Origin of the sequence: Paenibacillus sp. UNC451MF (assembly GCF_000686845.1) — a bacterium.
In the GTDB taxonomy this organism is placed as follows: Bacteria; Bacillota; Bacilli; order Paenibacillales; family NBRC-103111; genus Paenibacillus_S.
This window is the reverse complement of sequence record NZ_JMLS01000012.1, coordinates 103,062-119,060: the sequence shown is the minus strand read 5'-3', so window position 1 is coordinate 119,060 and position 15,999 is coordinate 103,062. Positions and strand designations below refer to the sequence as shown.

The window sequence follows — 15,999 nt, the reverse complement described above, 5'->3', positions numbered from 1 at the left end:
ACGACACGTGAACAGGCGATTGTGCTCGTGAAACGTGGTGCATTTGATGCATTTAAATGACGCATAAGCCACAGACTGCTCCGAACGAGCAGCCTGTGGCTTATTGTTCAAACTATATGGCTATACCCTATTTCTTCATCTTTGCGTCATATGCCGCTTGGTAGATTTCCAAGTAGCGCTTCAAATTCATATTTTGCAGATTCTTCAAATAACCGTCCCAATCTTTATCAAGGCTCGCATCCCCGATTACAAAACGCGCAATCATCTCCTGCACGTGATCTGTAATGGTTTTCTCCAGATCTGCGAGTTCCATGGCTTGCTCATTAGTAAAGAACATTTGCGGTAGAACCGTATTCATGCTCTGCTTGTACGGCTCGTAGTTTTGCTTCGTTTCATTGTACAGTATCGTTTCTTGCGGATTTTTCGGATCGGCAACCTGGCCGAGTCGGAAATCGTTGGTTCTGAGCGTTGGAGCGGTTTGTGACCAGCTTACGTTTTGTACGGTTGGCAGAACGACGTCGGTTTTCTTCCAAATAGCCGGCTTGCCGTTAATACCCACCTCGCCTTTATCGGCATATTTCCATTCCACATCCAAGCGGCCAATCGTTTCGCGCATCGTCATCTCTTCACTATACAGCAGATCAGCAAGTCTGAAAGCAGCGTCCGGGTTTTTGCTTGCTTTCGTAATGATATAACGTCCTTGGCCTACGCTGTTGTTAAGCGGCGTGATTTGTGTTCCCTTAGGTCCCTTGAGTGGCGGAACACTCACGACTTCAAGCCATCTTCCGCTGGGTCCGCTGAAGGTGGTGAACACGCCATTGTGCTGCGCGATTTCCGCACCCAAAATGTTGATATCCGGATTTTCCCCCATCTGTCTCGCTTGGTCCCTATCCTGGGTGAACGATTGAGGAGCAATCAAGCCCTCAGCATACAGCTTGTGTAAATAAGCCAAGCCTTCTTTCCACTCCGGTTTGTTGTAAGGAAGATCCACTTTCCCATTGTTAACAAACAAACGATTCCAGTTGTTTTGTCCGACTCCATTGGCACTGGAATCTAATATAAAGGAGTTCATAATAAACGAATCGATATTGACGTTAGGGCCTACAGCCGCTCCCGCCAAAGGAATCTCATCCGCCTTGCCGTTGCCATTAGGATCCTTGGTCTTGAAGGCTTTCAGCACTTCATACAGTTCATCGGTCGTCTTAGGCACTGCTAGTCCCAATTTATCCAGCCATGGTTTGTAGATCCACAGCTTTTGCGACATCGAGCAATGGAAGCATTCGTTCACCATAGGCAGAGCATAAATCTTGCCTCCTGGGGCGGTAATAGCCTCTTTTACACCTGGAACCTTGTCAAACATCTTCTTGGTTTCCGCTCCATATTTCTCAATATAAGGAGTAAGATCAAGGAAATCACCTTGACTTCCGTAGATCAGCTGCTGTGTAGGCGAGACACCAAAGCCCATGATGACATCAGGCAAATCGCCGCTTCCAAGCACCAGGTTCAGCTTTTCTGTCGCCGATTTCTCTGGAGCTACATCCCATTCGATATGAATGTTCGTCTTCTCTTCCAGAAACTTCGTAAACTCATTTTTCGAGAAGTCTTCTACGAACGGGCTTCCTTTAACAAGAACTTTTAGCGTCGTCTTTTCATTAGTGATAGGCAGCTGCCCCGCCGGGTTCACCGTCACTTGCTGAGATTGCCCTGAAGCTCCCTGCTGATCACCTTTATCCGCACAACCACTTAATACCGCCGTTGCTGCTAATGCCAAGCCTAAGCTTACTGGAAGCCATTTTTTCCTCTGCATCTGAAAAACCCCCTTCGAATTTTGCCCATCCATACACTTCATTGCGTTCTATCCTTTTAATGAACCGATCATAACGCCCTTCACAAAATGCTTTTGTACAAACGGATATACAGCAAGCAGCGGTAATGATGATACGACAATGAGTGAATATTTTAGCAATGACCGCAAGCCTTCACGGTTCGCTTGATCCTCCAAGCTGGATAACATGCTTACATCAACCTCATTTTGCACAAGAATCTCTCTTAGCACGAGCTGCAGCGGATACAAAGCTGGCTGCTTTAAGTAGATCAAAGCATTGAAATATTGGTTCCAATATCCGACGGCCGAATAAAGCATAATGACAGCAATGATCGGTCCGGACAACGGAATAACGATTCGCCATACGAACTTGAAATCGTTGCAGCCGTCCAATTGAGCCGCTTCCAGCAACTCATCCGGTATGGTCGTTTTAAAATAAGTACGCGCAATAATAACATTGAACACGCTCATAGCACTAGGCAAAATCATCGCCCATACCGTATTTAACATGCCTAAGTCTTTCACCAGAATATAGCTTGGAATCAATCCGCCGGAAAAAATCGTTGTAAATACAAACAAAAGCATAAAGGCATTCTTGCCGAACAAATCTCTTCGTGCCAATGGATATGCGGCCATAACCGTCAAAACGACATTAATCAATGTTCCTGCAACCGTATAAAATACGGAATTCCGAAACGAGCTCCAGATGAGCTTGTGCTTGAACACCGCAGCATAGCCTTCCAGGCTTGGTTCAACAGGCCACAGCCAGACTCGTCCTGAAGTCACTGCATTCGGACTGCTGAATGATGCGCTTACAATAAAGACTAGCGGATACAGCACTGTGATGAGAAATAGCGTAAGGATAACATAATTAATAATGTTAAACCAACGATCGGTCCTACCTTCTCTAATATTGGCGTATTCCATCTCGGCTTCCTCCTCTCTCCGGCCCTACCATAGGCTCTCCTGCTTCGTTCTTCTGGCGATGGAGTTGACCGTAACAAGCAGAATCAGACCTACAATCGATTTGAATAAATTAATTGCCGTGGAGTATGAGTAATTCATCGCCTGAGAAGCAAGTCCGACCTTGTACACGAACGTGTCTATAACTTCAGAGGTCCGTGCATTCAACGAGTTTTGCATCAGGAGCACCTTCTCGAAGCCAAGATCCAGAATATTACCTGTATTCAGGATGAGCAAAATAATCATGACTGGAATAATACTTGGAAGGTCGATATGAAGCATACGTTGAAATTTGTTGGCACCATCAATTACAGCGGCTTCGTGTTGAGCAGGGTCTACGCCAGCAAGGGCAGCTAAATAAATGATGCAGGAAAAACCAACGTTCTGCCAAATGCCGGACCAAACGTAGATTGAGCTGAAGTATTCTGGAATCGCCATGAAGTTGATAGGCTCAAAGCCTAATTGGACCAACAGCAGATTCACTAATCCCTTGCGGGGCTCCAGCAGCTCCAGAATGATCCCTACCATAACGACCACAGAAATAAAATGCGGCGCGTAAGTGATCATTTGAACTGTTTTTTTGAAAAACTGGTTTTTTACATAATTCAAAGATAAAGCCAAAATGATTGGAAACGGGATTCCCGCCAGCAAACTGTATACGCTGATAATCAACGTATTCTTCATCAGTTTTCCAAACTCATAGGAATTGAAAAAACGGATAAAATGTTTGAAGCCCACCCACTCGCTTCCCGTAATTCCCTTGGATGCAATATAATCCTTAAACGCGATCTGCGCTCCATACATCGGATAATATTTGAATACAAGGACATAGACAACCGGCAATACAAGCAATGTGTATAATTGCCAGCTTCGTCTGATTTGCTTCCAGCGGGAAAACGGCTGACTTCTTGTTTTCGTTACGCTACTGCTTTCCACCTTCGCAGGTGCAACCGCTTTCATCATGTGTTCATCTCCTTTCATGTGAATACGTTCATCATAAAAGGAACGACCTTAAAGCGTAAGAAGAAAGCGTTAAAATGTTGTGCAAAAGTTAGGATATCGCTTGTGCACTTGCTTATATTTTGTGCAAAAGTAAAGAAAAACGGCTTATTCAGCCGTTACTTTAGGTATGCAGCTTCTTATAAGCAGTAGGACTTACCCCGTGCAGACGCTTGAACGCTCTGCAAAACGTATTGGAGGAGCTGTAGCCTACATGCTCCGAAATCTCGTTAACCGTTTGTCCTGTCGATTGAAGCAGCATTTTTGCTTGCTCCATACGCAGGGTTTCCAAATAATCGGAAAAATTAATTCCGGTTTGCTCTTTGAAAAATTGCGACAAATACACTTTAGATATACGAATCTGGTCGGCTACTTTATCCAGACACAGGTCACTGTCCATATAAGAGCTTTGAAGCAAAGCAATAATGGTTTCAATCAGCTCTACATTTTGACTTTTTTTGTTTTCATTCGCGCTTTCACATACCCATTGGAAGGTAGCTCGAATCAACACGTAATTTTTGCGCATACTGTCGTACGAATCATTGCTGCTGTTCAACACGGCCATTCGACTGTATACGATCTGCTGATCGAGCTCCATCTGCGGCAGCAGCTTGACCAGACAGCCCCACATTTCAAACAGAAACAGCTTCATAACAGACATGGAAAGATGCCGGTGTTCGAAGTTTTCACGATAAAGCTCGTCCAGCATATGCTGGACCTCGATCTGGTCCCCTGCTTTGGCCAAGTGGATCAAGCGAGTCTCCACGTCCTGAGGAAAATAGTAATTGTTCATATCGGTCGGGAGCTCATCATACCACAGCCCGCCTTCCTTGTTGTTCCAAATTTGTGCGTTTAACGCCTCGCGTGCCTGCTCATAGGATCTGGATATCCCCGTGAGACTATCACACACACCGCCTATCCCATAGACAGACACCAGCTTGAGCTGGTCGTTGATTGTATCTCTCGTTCCCTTCAGCTTTTGTTCAACATGCGCCTTGTAGGAGGCAACTTGGTCTGCCTTATAAATAAACAGCACAGCGAATTGATCATCGGCTATATCATAGACAAAGCCATCATAGTCCAGCGCCCTGCGCAGCATCTCTTTTGCGAGCACCCGCTTCATATCAAGCTCCTCCAGCAGGTCACTGCTGTATCCATTGTCAAAGCCACGCAAATGGACAATAGTCACGAGGTAAGACATGCCCTGCAGATCCAGCCCGACATGCTTCAACAACACATCTGCATCACGGGCAGACACGAATTGACCGGTAAGGAGCCGTTGAAAGTACGCCGCCCTTAGCAAGGGGACCTGCTGCTCGATCTCTGATTGGAGCCGATGATTGTTCTGAAACAGCCCGCTCACCGTTTCGCCTATAAAGCCTATAGCGTCTCGCTGCTGCGAGAGCGCATCTGTTTTTTCCATGATCATATTTACAATATTCCGAAGTGGCCGACTGTTACGATAAGCTAACAAATAGGCGACGAATATACCCGCTACCAGGAACACACAGGCGAAAGTAAAAATAATTTTTTGTATATATCGAACCTTACCTAACACGACAGCCGTCGGCTGCCCTACTAAATAGGTCCAGCCGTTATAGCTGGATTTGGTATAGGTAACCATCATCTGATTGGAATCAAGCTCCTGTTCTATGACACCTTTGGAACCGGTAAGCCGTTTGATTTCAAAAGGCACATGATCCTTCTCTATTCCAGGAGACAAGGAGCTGATGATTTTCCCCTCATTATCCAATATGTAAGCCCAGCCTCCATCCGAAATGTGAAGACCTTGAAACAGCTTTTGAATCTCCTTCTGATCGATCATTACGGCGATAACCCCTTGTGGGTTACCTGGATAGCCAATCGACTGGAGATAGGTCAGCATCGAATATGGCAGCCCTTCCATCATAACGTTCTGGGCAGGCAGCATATGCCGAGTGTGGAATTGATTCGCGATTAAGGATGACCACGCTTTAGAATCCATCTGATTGAAATTGGCAACACGCTGAAAAAAATGCTCATAGGAGTAACTCGCTCCTGAGGTGAACACCATTTCACTGTTTTTGAACAGTACGTAATAATTGAATACGAAGTTGTTGGACAGCTTGTAATCATATAAGCTTTTGTTCATATCCATAATTCGGTAGGTATTGGTTCCGTTAAAAGGGTCTGTTACCGGTTGAAACTGAATGATCCGTGTATCTGCCACAAGCTGCTGTGTTATGGAAGCCAGCTCCTCCAGCCTTCGATCCAGCACATCCTTACTCTGCTCGAGCAGGTTCATATGATTCTCTGTAGCTTCTTTCTCTATCAATACGATCGTCTTCTGGTAAATGATCCAGCCGATCATCATGGCAAGCATTAGAAAGACAAGATATGGAATTAGAAGACGAGCAAAAAGACGGTGTCTTCCTTTGGAGCGCACTGCTTCGCTTTTCACCAGCAATCGTTATACCCCCAATTCAATTGGATTCCAACATGATAAAGCTGCTAAGTAGTCCTATGTGGAAGCTCATATTTGGGCTCATCTTTAAATGTAAGCGCATCCCATTTACGGTTTACAAGTCATAAGTAAGACCTGAGCCGGCTCTCACATTGTACCATATCTTCCTATATCGCATCACGACTACATTTAATTATATTAACAATTGTTTTGCAATGTTGCAGCCAACCAAAAGAAAGAGCCTCGCCTTATAAAGGGCGAAGCTCCGAAGAAAGGACTTTTTCAAATACAGAAAATGGATGCTTGCGAAAAGGATACCTGGCTTCTCCAATCTTGATGTAGCCTGCTTTCTCATACATACCGATAGCCGCGGGGTTAGCCGAGTAAGCGTCCAGCCGAATGCTGGTGTAATTTAAAGCTGCCGCCGCTTCTGCAAACAGGAGAAGTTTCTTGCCGATGCCTTGCCCCTGATAATCCGGATGTACCGCCAGTCGGTGTATTACTAACGATTTTCCAGATGGATCCTTCCAAGACAGTCCCTCGAACGCCGTATCTTGCTCTTCATTCACAGCCACTGCACCAATCCACTGTCCATCCTTCTGAATTCCATACAAGTGACCGTTATGCAGATCGTTCTGAAATACCGGCTTGGTCGGGTAATATTGGTCCCACTGGTCTATCCCCCTCATCTGCATATCTCGTGTTACCGCACCATACAATTCTGTTATAGCTTCAAGCTCTTTGTAGTCGATTTGCTCAATATTCATATCTTGACCGGTTCTCATCTTGACCCTCATCCTCCAATCATTACAATACTGACTTACTCGATTTAATTTCGAGCATACGGGCTTTGGAGCGTTTCCGGTACAGTGCGGTCCATAAGATCGTTACGCCAATGAAACCGTAAAAAACCAAGTTCGATACGGCCAAAAACTGAGCTGTAGTCAATTCGAAAACAAGCACGATACGTACCCCCGCCTCCGCAAGCAGCATTCCACCCCAAACGGCCGTCATCAGCCGAACGACAAAGCGAAAGTACGAATAATCCCAGTTAGCGGCGAAGCTCGACTTCTCATTCGTGTTGTCCTTGACCGTAAATCGCATGGCTAGATGATAGATCAAAGGTCTTCTGAACAACAGTGAAACCAAGAAAAGCAAGCCTACCGCAGCTGTAATGAACGATTCCCGAATGAGCAGCAGCTTCTCATCACCGCCCAACAGAATAAGCCCTATCCCCATCAAAAAAGTGAAAAGCATCATACCGCCAAAGACATCCAGCTTCTTATACTTAGCCAAATGAATCAGGTTATCAGCCATCGGAACGACCGTTGCAATGGATAAAGCCGCAAAGCTGGACATATACTCGGACAACCATACGTACAAGACATAAGGAACTGCACCGTTAATAAGTAAAGTAATGATAATTCCGCGAAATACACGTGACATGAGATTGTATCCTCCTCTAAAATGAATTCGAACCGACGGCTTCCGCCGATTCTGTCAATGAATAACTTCCAACTCATCACCGACCGTCAGTTTGTTTATGTCTTAATAATAAATACCGACCGTCGGTTTGTCAATCACTTTATTCCTACATTTTCCTTTAATTTTTCATTGTCGTTTCACTCTTCTCGTCTATTGCCGTCAACATAGGAAAGGACTTCTCCCGTTTGAAGGAAAAGTCCCCATTCATTTATCTCATGGTGTTATTTGGCCGCTTTCATTTCTTGTATGTACTTATCCGCCTTATCGTTAGATTCTCTTAACGCGGTGTTGATATCCTTGCCGTCATTGATCATGGATTTGATACCTTCCTTTAAAAACCCATAGGACTTCACATCATAAGCAGTTGCTTCAGGCAAAGGAGCCGGCTTTACGGCAAAAATACCCAGAAGATTTTTCCCATCATATAGCTTGGCATCCGCTGCGAATTGGTTGCGAATAGCCGGATCCTTAAGGATGGACAAGCGGCTTCCCGATTTGTTCATAGCAATTTGTGCCGAATCGCTGATCATGCTTTGAATAACGGCGTATGCTGCCTTGGGATGAGGGGTGTTAGGAGGCACCATAGCAAGATGGAAATCGATTTCCCTTCCTAGTCCTGGTTTGTCATCTATGGAAGGGAAGGCCACTACGTCCCAATTAAAATCTTTTCCAGGCTCTTTCAATTGAGGTAAACGTGCGGTCAAGGCGGATATCCAGTAAGGAAACATCGCTACCTTTTGCTCCTTCAGAAAAGCGTCAATGCCGTATGTATACTTTTTCTTGGAATCGACAATACCCGGAATTTCGTATAACTGCTGGTACAAGCCAAATATTTTTTTATAGCCATCTGAAGCAAGCACAGACTTTTCTTGCTTCTCATCCACGACTGGGAGCGAATAGGCGCGTGTTAATGTTTGGGGATCGCCCATATCCAACCCAATATATTGATTTCCTTGATCGGATCGGGTTACCTTGCGCGCTAATTCTATGATTTGGTTCCAAGTCATCCCATCCTTCGGATAAGGAACACCGTATTTATCAAATATATCTTTGTTGTACGCGAGGACGCCATAGTTCATTGCATAGGGAATGCCGAAGAGCTCGCCCTTTTTACCAAAGGTCTTCATCACGTTGACAGCCTCTGGCTCAAACCGGCTCATATCGATTCGTTGGCTCTTCACGAATTCGTTCAAATCGCTGCCAAGTCCCATCTGAAGCACATCATGCAAATAATAATTGCTAGTAGCAATTATGTCCGGTACTTCACCTGCAGCCAGCATTTTATCCAAATTCGTACCTTTTATCAGTTCAACCGTAATATTCGGATATTTGGCACGCACCGGCTTTCCAACAAGCTCCTCTAGGTCCGCATCGTTAAGAATTCCTGCATTGTGTGAATAAAATCTTAATGTAACCGGATCATTGTTGTACAACTCTTCTACGGCGGGCTTAGCTGTCTCGGTGCTTGGCTTGACATTGCTTGTGGTGCTGCATCCAGCAAGCAGAGCTCCACCCGCTAAAGCTGTTAAAGCAATTAATGAAACGGCTCTTCTTTTCCCCATATCAGCGCCTCCACGAAAATAGTGTTGTTGTTATTGTCCACTGTCATTCGTTCTTTCCGTCACTGTATGCCTAGACCCTGATGCACTCACCAATAGCTTGATTAATCTGAAACAACCCCCTCTGCGCATTTCCAAACATTTTTTGTTCGTTTATGTTTGTTTGTATTCATTTTACATAGATGTCTATTTTTGTGTCAATCCAAATAATGTTAAGATTTTCTTGACACTAGCCGTTTTTCTCCATAATCTAAAATCATGCAAATAATCTAATAAAATGTATAATGATATAAATGAACATTTTCGAAAATGGATACTGTATTGGAGGTGTAATCCTTGTTAGCAGCTGAACGTAAGTTGCGCATCATTGAACTTGTTAAGCATCAGCATGTGGCAACGGTGGCCGATTTGGCTAAAGAGTTCCAGGTGCATGAGGCAACCATACGCAGGGATCTGGCGGAAATTGAGCAGGAAGGCCTTCTTAAGAGAACCCATGGAGGAGTAATCGTTGACAAGGGTGCGAATATTGAGCCTTCATTCTCTGAACGCGTCAGCGATCAATTGGATCAAAAAGCCCGTATAGGTAAAGAGGCTGCATCCTTAATAGAAGATGGAGATCACGTTATTATCGACTCCGGAACAACAACCATTCATATCGCGCGCCACTTGGTCAGCCGAAAAGACATCACCGTCGTTACGAACGATATCAACGTAGCTGCCGAGCTCCGCGATTCACCGGGGATTAACGTCATCGTGACAGGTGGAACGCTATATCATTCCAGCTTCATGCTTAACGGAATGTATACCGATACGCTGCTGCAGAGCCTACATGTGCAAAAAGCTTTTATCGGCACTCCGGCTATTCATCCGATACACGGCTTGACCCATCCTGAATCCCAACTCGTCCCAACGAAGCAGGGCATGATCAGAGCGGCACAAGAAATCATTGTCGTGGCCGACGATACGAAGATCGGAAAAGTTTCACTACATACAGTAGCACCTATAAGCAGCATCCATACCTTTATTACTGGCTCTGAAGCTTCTGAATCTCAAATGAAGCTGTTTAGGGACTCAGGTGTACATTTGATTACGGTTTAACATTAAGCCAAAAAAAACGGCACCCCGCAATATTGCGAAGCGCCGTTTCTTTATTTTGCCGCTGCCGTTCTCTGCTTTGCACCAATGATTCTCGTTACAGGGAAAACTTGACGTATGGGTACAAGTATAATCGCAGCTAATACAGCCTTAACCGCATCTCCAGGCAAATAAGGATAACATCCCATCACCATCGCTTTTTGCAAGGATACGCCTGCTTTATGCGCAAGCCACGGCACCCCAAGCAGATAAAGAAACAGCGAGCCAAACAGCTCCAAAATCAAAAACGTGAACACAAAGGTCAGCGGACCACGCCCCTTGATACGTTTAACTAGCCATCCGATCAACAATGCAGCAAATGGATAGGCCCAAATGAATCCTCCTGTTGGTCCGAGCAGTAAAGCAAAGCCTCCGCTTCCATGCAGCAAAGGAATCCCGATGGCCGTCAGTACGACGACAAGCGCCACACTAATAAATCCATATAACGGGCCAAGGATAGCTCCCGTAAGCATCACGACCAAATTCTCCAAAGAAATAGGAATCGGGGTAAAGCCAAGGTGAATGTTCAAGTAACTCGATACGACCAGCAACGCACCAAACAATGCGCTGAAGGCAATGCCTCTTGTGGTTATAAGATTTTTCATTGCAAACGCTCCTTTTATTTGTTAACCTATGTATGACGTTTTAAGTTGACAATTGAATTCTAGCACAAACCATTCGGTTAGAAAAGAGTTAAATGAAATGAATTCATCGGTAATCTTATCCCTTCATCACTTATCCTGCACCATTCCTTTGCAAGAAACGTCCAAAATGCTTCTTCACGATATCCATTTACATATTCATTCCAAGGAATGGGTAACCATTGTGGGAACAAACGGCAGCGGTAAAAGCACGTTGGCCAAAGTCATTGCCGGTCTTCATCCGATTACTGAAGGCAGCATGACTTCATCAATTCCGGGGAATCCAGCTGCTCAGCTGGTTTTTCAGAATCCGGATACTTCTATCATCGGAGAAACGGTGTACGAGGATGTTTGCTTTGGTTTAGTCAATTATGGGGTGAGTGAGCCTGCGTTGGAACAAATAGCTATGAAAGCATTGGGCAGGGTCGGGCTTGCTTCTCTTGCTCATACACCAGCTTCATCTTTATCCGGGGGACAAAAGCAGTTACTTGCTATCGCCGGATGTCTGGCCGTAAGTCCTTCGCTTTATATTTTCGACGAAGCCACCTCCATGCTTGATCCACTGTCCCGGAAAACAATCCTTGAGCTGGCTCACCAGCTGCACGTTGAAGGCAGCACCGTAATATGGATTACTCAACTGCTGGATGAATTGACAGGTTCTGACCGTGTTATTGCACTAGAGTCCGGACGTGTCGCGTTCGACGGTTCGAGTCGGGAATTTTTTTATGGGACGGCGGCCGATTACATGGTCAACAGTTTATCCGATGCTGGTATGACCCCTTGTGAGAGTCTTGGGTTTACTCCGCCTTACGTCGTCGCAGTGGCTCAGCGTCTTATCAGACAAGGCTGCGTGCTGAAGACTAAGCCGCTTTCTCCTGAAGAACTGAGTCATGTCGTGGGGGTACTATGTCAATAAAACTGGTGGATGTCACAGTATTATCGCCGAAGGGTGATAAAAAAACACTTTTAACTAATGTAAACCATCAATTTATCAAAGGAACCGTAACACTCATCGTAGGTCAAACAGGGTCTGGAAAAACGACACTGTTAAATACATTAACAGGACTACTTTCTTTAGACTCAGGTAGCGTACATTATAATAACGAACCATTGTGGACTGGTAATAAAATAAATCGTGCCGCACTTCTCCAGACGGGACTTGTGTTCCAATACCCCGAGCGTCAGTTGTTTGCCGACAGCGTTTTGAAGGAATTTGCCTATTCACTGAGGCATTTGCGCCTTACAAGAGAGGAAGCACGGAGTAGAATACAAGAAGTGTTACAGCAATTAGAACTGCCCGAATCGATTCTGGGGGAATCTGTATTTACCCTGTCCGACGGCTGGAAAAGGAAAGCAGCTCTTGCGACCACGTTAGCTGCCAAGCCGAAGTGGCTGCTGCTCGATGAACCAACTGCAGGAATCGATCCGCAAGGTATTGAACCGCTGTTGGAAGCAATACGTAACCATCGGGATTGTAGTGATGGAGGGGTCATTGTTGTCAGCCACGATCTGGATACTTTCCTTCCAGTAGCTGATCAAGTGATCATCATGCGCCGCGGTGCCCTCGATGCGGTAATGGAGCCAAAACAGCTATATGTCAACCCTTCCTTTCTGCTTCGGGCTCATGTAGGGCTGCCAGCCTCATTACAGATTGCTAGCGAATTGGAAGCAGTGGGAATGGATATCCGTGCGGAAAGACCATTAACTGCAGAGGAAACGGCTGATGCCATATTGAAGAGCTTGCGGAAGGGGTCCGCAGAAGCAACAGCAATCCCTCCCACTAACAAGTTAAGCGAGCTTCCGGTACAACTCGATACAGACTTGGAAATGGATGAGGATCGCCTGTCTGTACCGATGGAAAAGCAACCCAGACCAGTCAGTGGGCTACATCAACTGCACCCGATAGCAAAATGGGCGTTCTACGTCGCAGTATCTACAGGAATGCTGATTCAAAACCAATGGATCGGCATACTAGCTTCACTCCTCCTTGCGCTTGGTATTGTGAAGGTCTCTCGAGTTACCTTTCGCAGCCTTTATAAAGCGGGAAAAGCTTTTGCACTCTTTATTGTTATCTCTGGTCTCATATCAGGTTTGCAAATTTCCACTGCCGAAGCGTGGTGGCAATGGCAGAATGTTTCTTTCTCATTTGTTGCCGCATCCGGTACGATTCGGCAATTGGCTGTATTCTTCCTCGTGCTGATTACTGGAGTCGCTTTTGCCTCCAGCACTAACCAATCCATGATGCAGCGTGGTTTGGAGCAAGGGTTATCATTCCTGGAACGCTTTCGAATTCCAGTGTCTGTGTTTACGTTCTCCGCTTCCTTGCTGCTGAGGTTCATTCCGCTCATAGCTAAGGAGATAGAACGGATGGCATTAATCGTTAAAGCTCGGGGCAAAACCACCACAAAGCAAGGAACCCTCCGTCTGCGAGACATCCCGGTGTTTATGATCCCACTCCTGCTTGCCATGATGAAGCATACGGAGGATCTGTCTATGGCCTTAGAAGCAAGGGGTTATAAGCTGCGGAGGCTCGAAGGCTCGACCAAGGATCCGATCAAGTTCGCTCGGAAAGATTGGGTTCTTGTATTGATTGGGTTGGGGTTGTTTGGGGTGTTGGCTGTTTTGGATAAGCTTTTATAAATTTTTTGTCCTACTACGATCTTCGCAAGTAAGGTGTTTCTTAATAAAAGATCGTTTTCCGTTGTATGGTTAAGCAATCTTTTATTAAGAATACAAAAAGTAGGAATCTACCATTATACTGTAAAATATTACATTAATCTTGCATTTTTTTCTCGAAAAAAGTTTCATATAAAACATATTTTCGTTCACTGTTCTGCATGTATCTAAACAAAAAAAGAATCGGTCCATGAAGCATACGCCTCAAGCCGATCCTTCTATTAATTATCCTGTTTTCTCCTCAAACCAGGCAAGCTTATCTCTCATTCTAACCACTTCGCCAATCAAAATAATCGCGGGATTTGGCACTTTGTGCTGTTGAACCGTTGTAGCAATCGTTGTTAAGCATCCCGTGACCGTTCTTTGCTCTGCGCTAGTTCCCCAGGATATGACGGCAACAGGTGTCTCTGGATTTTTCCCATAATGGATAAGCTCCTCACATAAATAAGCGATATTACCCATCCCCATGTAGAATGCGATCGTATCCGTGCCGGTAGCCAGCGCTTGCCATTTCTCTGGAGACAATGTATCCTCCTGACATAAATGCCCGGTTACCATGGTGAACGTTGTAGCTACTTTCCGCTGTGTAACGGAGATACCTGCATAGGCTGGTGCTGCTATGCCGGAAGTAATTCCAGGAACAATCTCGTAGGCGATACCATTCTCCACCAGAATCTCCGCCTCTTCAGCAACACGCCCGAATATGCAGGGATCTCCACCTTTTAGGCGGGTAACAAGTTTCCCCTCAAGTGCTTTTTGGGCAATAAGTTCATTGATTTGCTCCTGCGCCATCATATGATGATTCGGATGCTTCCCGCAGTAAATGAGTTCTGCATGGGGTTGAGCATATTTCAGCAATTCCGGGTTGGCTAACCGGTCATATAGAATCACATCGGAGGTTTGTATACATCTTAAGCCTTTAACTGTAATTAAATCCGGATCACCCGGGCCTGCTCCAACAAAAAACACTTTACCATTCATCGTCTCGATAAAGCAGCACCTCAAATCAGGCTATAATAGTGGAAAAAAGTCCGATGGATCACCACCCGCTTTGAGGGCGATCTCATTTCAAACGATCACGCTGCCTTAGAATGCTTTGAGTTAACACTCGCATCCTTTCGCATATGGGTAAAGTACAACAGCAATCCTGTAAACAAGATCCCACCAACAAAATTGCCTACCAGCACAGGGATTTGATTCCACAGCCACCAGCCCCCAAAGGATACATTGGCGCCATACATCATACCAGCTGGGATGACGAACATATTGACCACTGCATGCTCAAAGCCTTGTGCGAAAAAAGTGATAATCGGAAGCCACATTGCAGCGATTTTGCCTAATGTCGATTGAGAGGTCATGGCCATGACCGCGCCCAGCGTGACCATCCAGTTGCACAGTACAGCTTTGGCGAAAACAGCTACCATCCCATCGAATCCTATGCTTGAATAGGCGTTCGTTTTAGTCTCAGCCGTCTTTATAATCGTTTGGATGACGGCGTTATCTCCCACATGCCCAAAGTTCGTTACCGCCGCATAAAAGAGAGCCGCATAGGCCACCGAGCCTGCTAAATGCCCAATGATAACCCACAAAAAATTGTTCAGCATGTTCCTAACCGTAACTTTCTTATTAAGAACGGCTAATGGGATGAGAGCGAAGCTCCCAGTGACGAGCTCCAAACCTAGCAGTACGATCATCACGAAGCCTACCGGGAATACCAGGGCTCCGACGAGCCCCAGTTTCGTTTGAGCCGTAGCAGTAAAAGCAAGCGTCGTGGCAAAGGCCAATATAGCCCCACCTAAAAATCCTCGGATCAGCAAATCTTTTTTAGATAGAAGGGCCTTACTCACACCCGCTTGAACCATCTGTTCAACAACCTGCTCCGGTTTGACATAATCCATAGTTGGACAACTCCTTTAAACCTTTGGGATGATTATGAAGCGATACTATCAGGGCTGTCGACTACCAAGATGACGTTCCTTGTATCCTTATCAACTTCAATTTGATAAGCTTTTACACAGCCTTCATCTGGCGCTTGCACGATGCCGTCATTCAGATCGATTTTCCAATCGTGAAGGGGACAAAATACGTGGTGATCGCACACAATTCCTTCAGACAGCTTTCCGTGCTTATGTGGACAGAGGTTCTCGATGGCTCTAAAACCTCCATCCGATAGTTTAAATATCGCGATCTCTACCCCATCGATATGGATGACCCTTGCTCTTCTTTCCATAATTTCCGATTCGTGGGCTACTATAATTCTTTTCATGAGCTTCC

The 15,999-nt window shown here is 45.4% G+C and carries 14 protein-coding genes; 3 read left to right on the top strand and 11 right to left on the bottom strand.

Annotated elements, in window-relative coordinates; translation table 11 throughout:
* Nucleotides 1-127: 127 nt before the first annotated feature.
* From BP97_RS0114505 to BP97_RS0114475, 7 genes are all read right to left on the bottom strand, one after another.
* Nucleotides 128-1,807, bottom strand: coding sequence for an ABC transporter substrate-binding protein (locus tag BP97_RS0114505; RefSeq protein ID WP_028549751.1), 1,680 nt, complete (start codon nt 1,805-1,807; stop codon nt 128-130).
* A 48-nt stretch (nt 1,808-1,855) separates the two neighbouring features.
* Nucleotides 1,856-2,752, bottom strand: a complete 897-nt coding sequence (locus tag BP97_RS0114500; RefSeq protein ID WP_028549750.1) for a carbohydrate ABC transporter permease — start codon at nt 2,750-2,752, stop codon at nt 1,856-1,858.
* A gap of 24 nt (nt 2,753-2,776) precedes the next feature.
* Entirely contained in the window at nt 2,777-3,748 is a 972-nt protein-coding gene (locus BP97_RS0114495) for an ABC transporter permease (protein WP_081824191.1), read from the bottom strand.
* Between the two features lie 163 nt (nt 3,749-3,911).
* Nucleotides 3,912-6,227 carry a helix-turn-helix domain-containing protein gene (locus tag BP97_RS0114490; protein ID WP_231506312.1) on the bottom strand — a complete coding sequence of 772 codons (2,316 nt, stop codon included), beginning with the start codon at nt 6,225-6,227 and terminating at the stop codon, nt 3,912-3,914.
* A 251-nt stretch (nt 6,228-6,478) separates the two neighbouring features.
* Complete coding sequence (locus tag BP97_RS0114485) at nt 6,479-7,015, bottom strand: GNAT family N-acetyltransferase (protein ID WP_051620590.1); 537 nt, start codon at nt 7,013-7,015, stop codon at nt 6,479-6,481.
* Nucleotides 7,016-7,037: 22 nt separating this feature from the next.
* Nucleotides 7,038-7,676, bottom strand: a complete 639-nt coding sequence (locus tag BP97_RS0114480) for a VC0807 family protein (RefSeq protein ID WP_028549746.1) — start codon at nt 7,674-7,676, stop codon at nt 7,038-7,040.
* A gap of 260 nt (nt 7,677-7,936) precedes the next feature.
* Nucleotides 7,937-9,277, bottom strand: a complete 1,341-nt coding sequence (locus tag BP97_RS0114475) for an ABC transporter substrate-binding protein (RefSeq protein WP_028549745.1) — start codon at nt 9,275-9,277, stop codon at nt 7,937-7,939.
* A 333-nt stretch (nt 9,278-9,610) separates the two neighbouring features.
* Here BP97_RS0114475 and BP97_RS0114470 point away from each other — a divergent pair, with 333 nt between their 5' ends.
* Nucleotides 9,611-10,372: a DeoR/GlpR family DNA-binding transcription regulator gene (locus tag BP97_RS0114470; RefSeq protein ID WP_028549744.1), complete on the top strand. Its 762-nt coding sequence runs from the start codon at nt 9,611-9,613 to the stop codon at nt 10,370-10,372.
* Nucleotides 10,373-10,422: 50 nt separating this feature from the next.
* On the opposite strand, the gene BP97_RS0114465 is transcribed toward BP97_RS0114470, so the two are convergent.
* Nucleotides 10,423-11,013 (bottom strand): biotin transporter BioY, encoded by a 591-nt coding sequence (locus BP97_RS0114465; RefSeq protein WP_028549743.1) that lies wholly within the window; start codon nt 11,011-11,013, stop codon nt 10,423-10,425.
* A 97-nt stretch (nt 11,014-11,110) separates the two neighbouring features.
* Here BP97_RS0114465 and BP97_RS0114460 point away from each other — a divergent pair, with 97 nt between their 5' ends.
* Both BP97_RS0114460 and BP97_RS0114455 read left to right on the top strand, forming a co-directional pair.
* Nucleotides 11,111-11,965 (top strand): ATP-binding cassette domain-containing protein, encoded by an 855-nt coding sequence (locus BP97_RS0114460; protein ID WP_028549742.1) that lies wholly within the window; start codon nt 11,111-11,113, stop codon nt 11,963-11,965.
* A complete protein-coding gene (locus tag BP97_RS0114455) occupies nt 11,956-13,689 on the top strand; it encodes an ATP-binding cassette domain-containing protein (RefSeq protein ID WP_028549741.1) in 1,734 nt (577 codons plus the stop codon). The genes BP97_RS0114460 and BP97_RS0114455 overlap by 10 nt, the downstream gene beginning before the upstream one ends.
* Nucleotides 13,690-13,950: 261 nt before the next feature.
* Here BP97_RS0114455 and cobA read toward each other — a convergent pair whose 3' ends face one another.
* The 3 genes from cobA to nirD form a co-directional block, all read right to left on the bottom strand.
* Entirely contained in the window at nt 13,951-14,706 is a 756-nt protein-coding gene (gene cobA, locus BP97_RS0114450) for a uroporphyrinogen-III C-methyltransferase (protein WP_028549740.1), read from the bottom strand.
* 95 nt (nt 14,707-14,801) lie between these two features.
* The gene (locus BP97_RS0114445) at nt 14,802-15,623 is read right to left on the bottom strand and encodes a formate/nitrite transporter family protein (protein ID WP_028549739.1); all 822 of its coding nucleotides are present in this window, start codon (nt 15,621-15,623) and stop codon (nt 14,802-14,804) included.
* A gap of 32 nt (nt 15,624-15,655) precedes the next feature.
* Nucleotides 15,656-15,991, bottom strand: coding sequence for a nitrite reductase small subunit NirD (gene nirD / locus BP97_RS0114440; RefSeq protein WP_028549738.1), 336 nt, complete (start codon nt 15,989-15,991; stop codon nt 15,656-15,658).
* Nucleotides 15,992-15,999: the final 8 nt, after the last annotated feature.

Bases quoted from the DNA above. Each gene is read 5' to 3' on its own strand.
- BP97_RS0114505 (WP_028549751.1), bottom strand. From the start codon at position 1,807: ATGCAGAGGAAAAAATGGCTTCCAGTAAGCTTAGGCTTGGCATTAGCA.
- BP97_RS0114500 (WP_028549750.1), bottom strand. From the start codon at position 2,752: ATGGAATACGCCAATATTAGAGAAGGTAGGACCGATCGTTGGTTTAAC.
- BP97_RS0114495 (WP_081824191.1), bottom strand. From the start codon at position 3,748: ATGAAAGCGGTTGCACCTGCGAAGGTGGAAAGCAGTAGCGTAACGAAA.
- BP97_RS0114485 (WP_051620590.1), bottom strand. From the start codon at position 7,015: ATGAGAACCGGTCAAGATATGAATATTGAGCAAATCGACTACAAAGAG.
- BP97_RS0114480 (WP_028549746.1), bottom strand. From the start codon at position 7,676: ATGTCACGTGTATTTCGCGGAATTATCATTACTTTACTTATTAACGGT.
- BP97_RS0114475 (WP_028549745.1), bottom strand. From the start codon at position 9,277: ATGGGGAAAAGAAGAGCCGTTTCATTAATTGCTTTAACAGCTTTAGCG.
- BP97_RS0114465 (WP_028549743.1), bottom strand. From the start codon at position 11,013: ATGAAAAATCTTATAACCACAAGAGGCATTGCCTTCAGCGCATTGTTT.
- BP97_RS0114460 (WP_028549742.1), top strand. From the start codon at position 11,111: ATGAATTCATCGGTAATCTTATCCCTTCATCACTTATCCTGCACCATT.
- BP97_RS0114455 (WP_028549741.1), top strand. From the start codon at position 11,956: ATGTCAATAAAACTGGTGGATGTCACAGTATTATCGCCGAAGGGTGAT.
- cobA (WP_028549740.1), bottom strand. From the start codon at position 14,706: ATGAATGGTAAAGTGTTTTTTGTTGGAGCAGGCCCGGGTGATCCGGAT.
- BP97_RS0114445 (WP_028549739.1), bottom strand. From the start codon at position 15,623: ATGGATTATGTCAAACCGGAGCAGGTTGTTGAACAGATGGTTCAAGCG.
- nirD (WP_028549738.1), bottom strand. From the start codon at position 15,991: ATGAAAAGAATTATAGTAGCCCACGAATCGGAAATTATGGAAAGAAGA.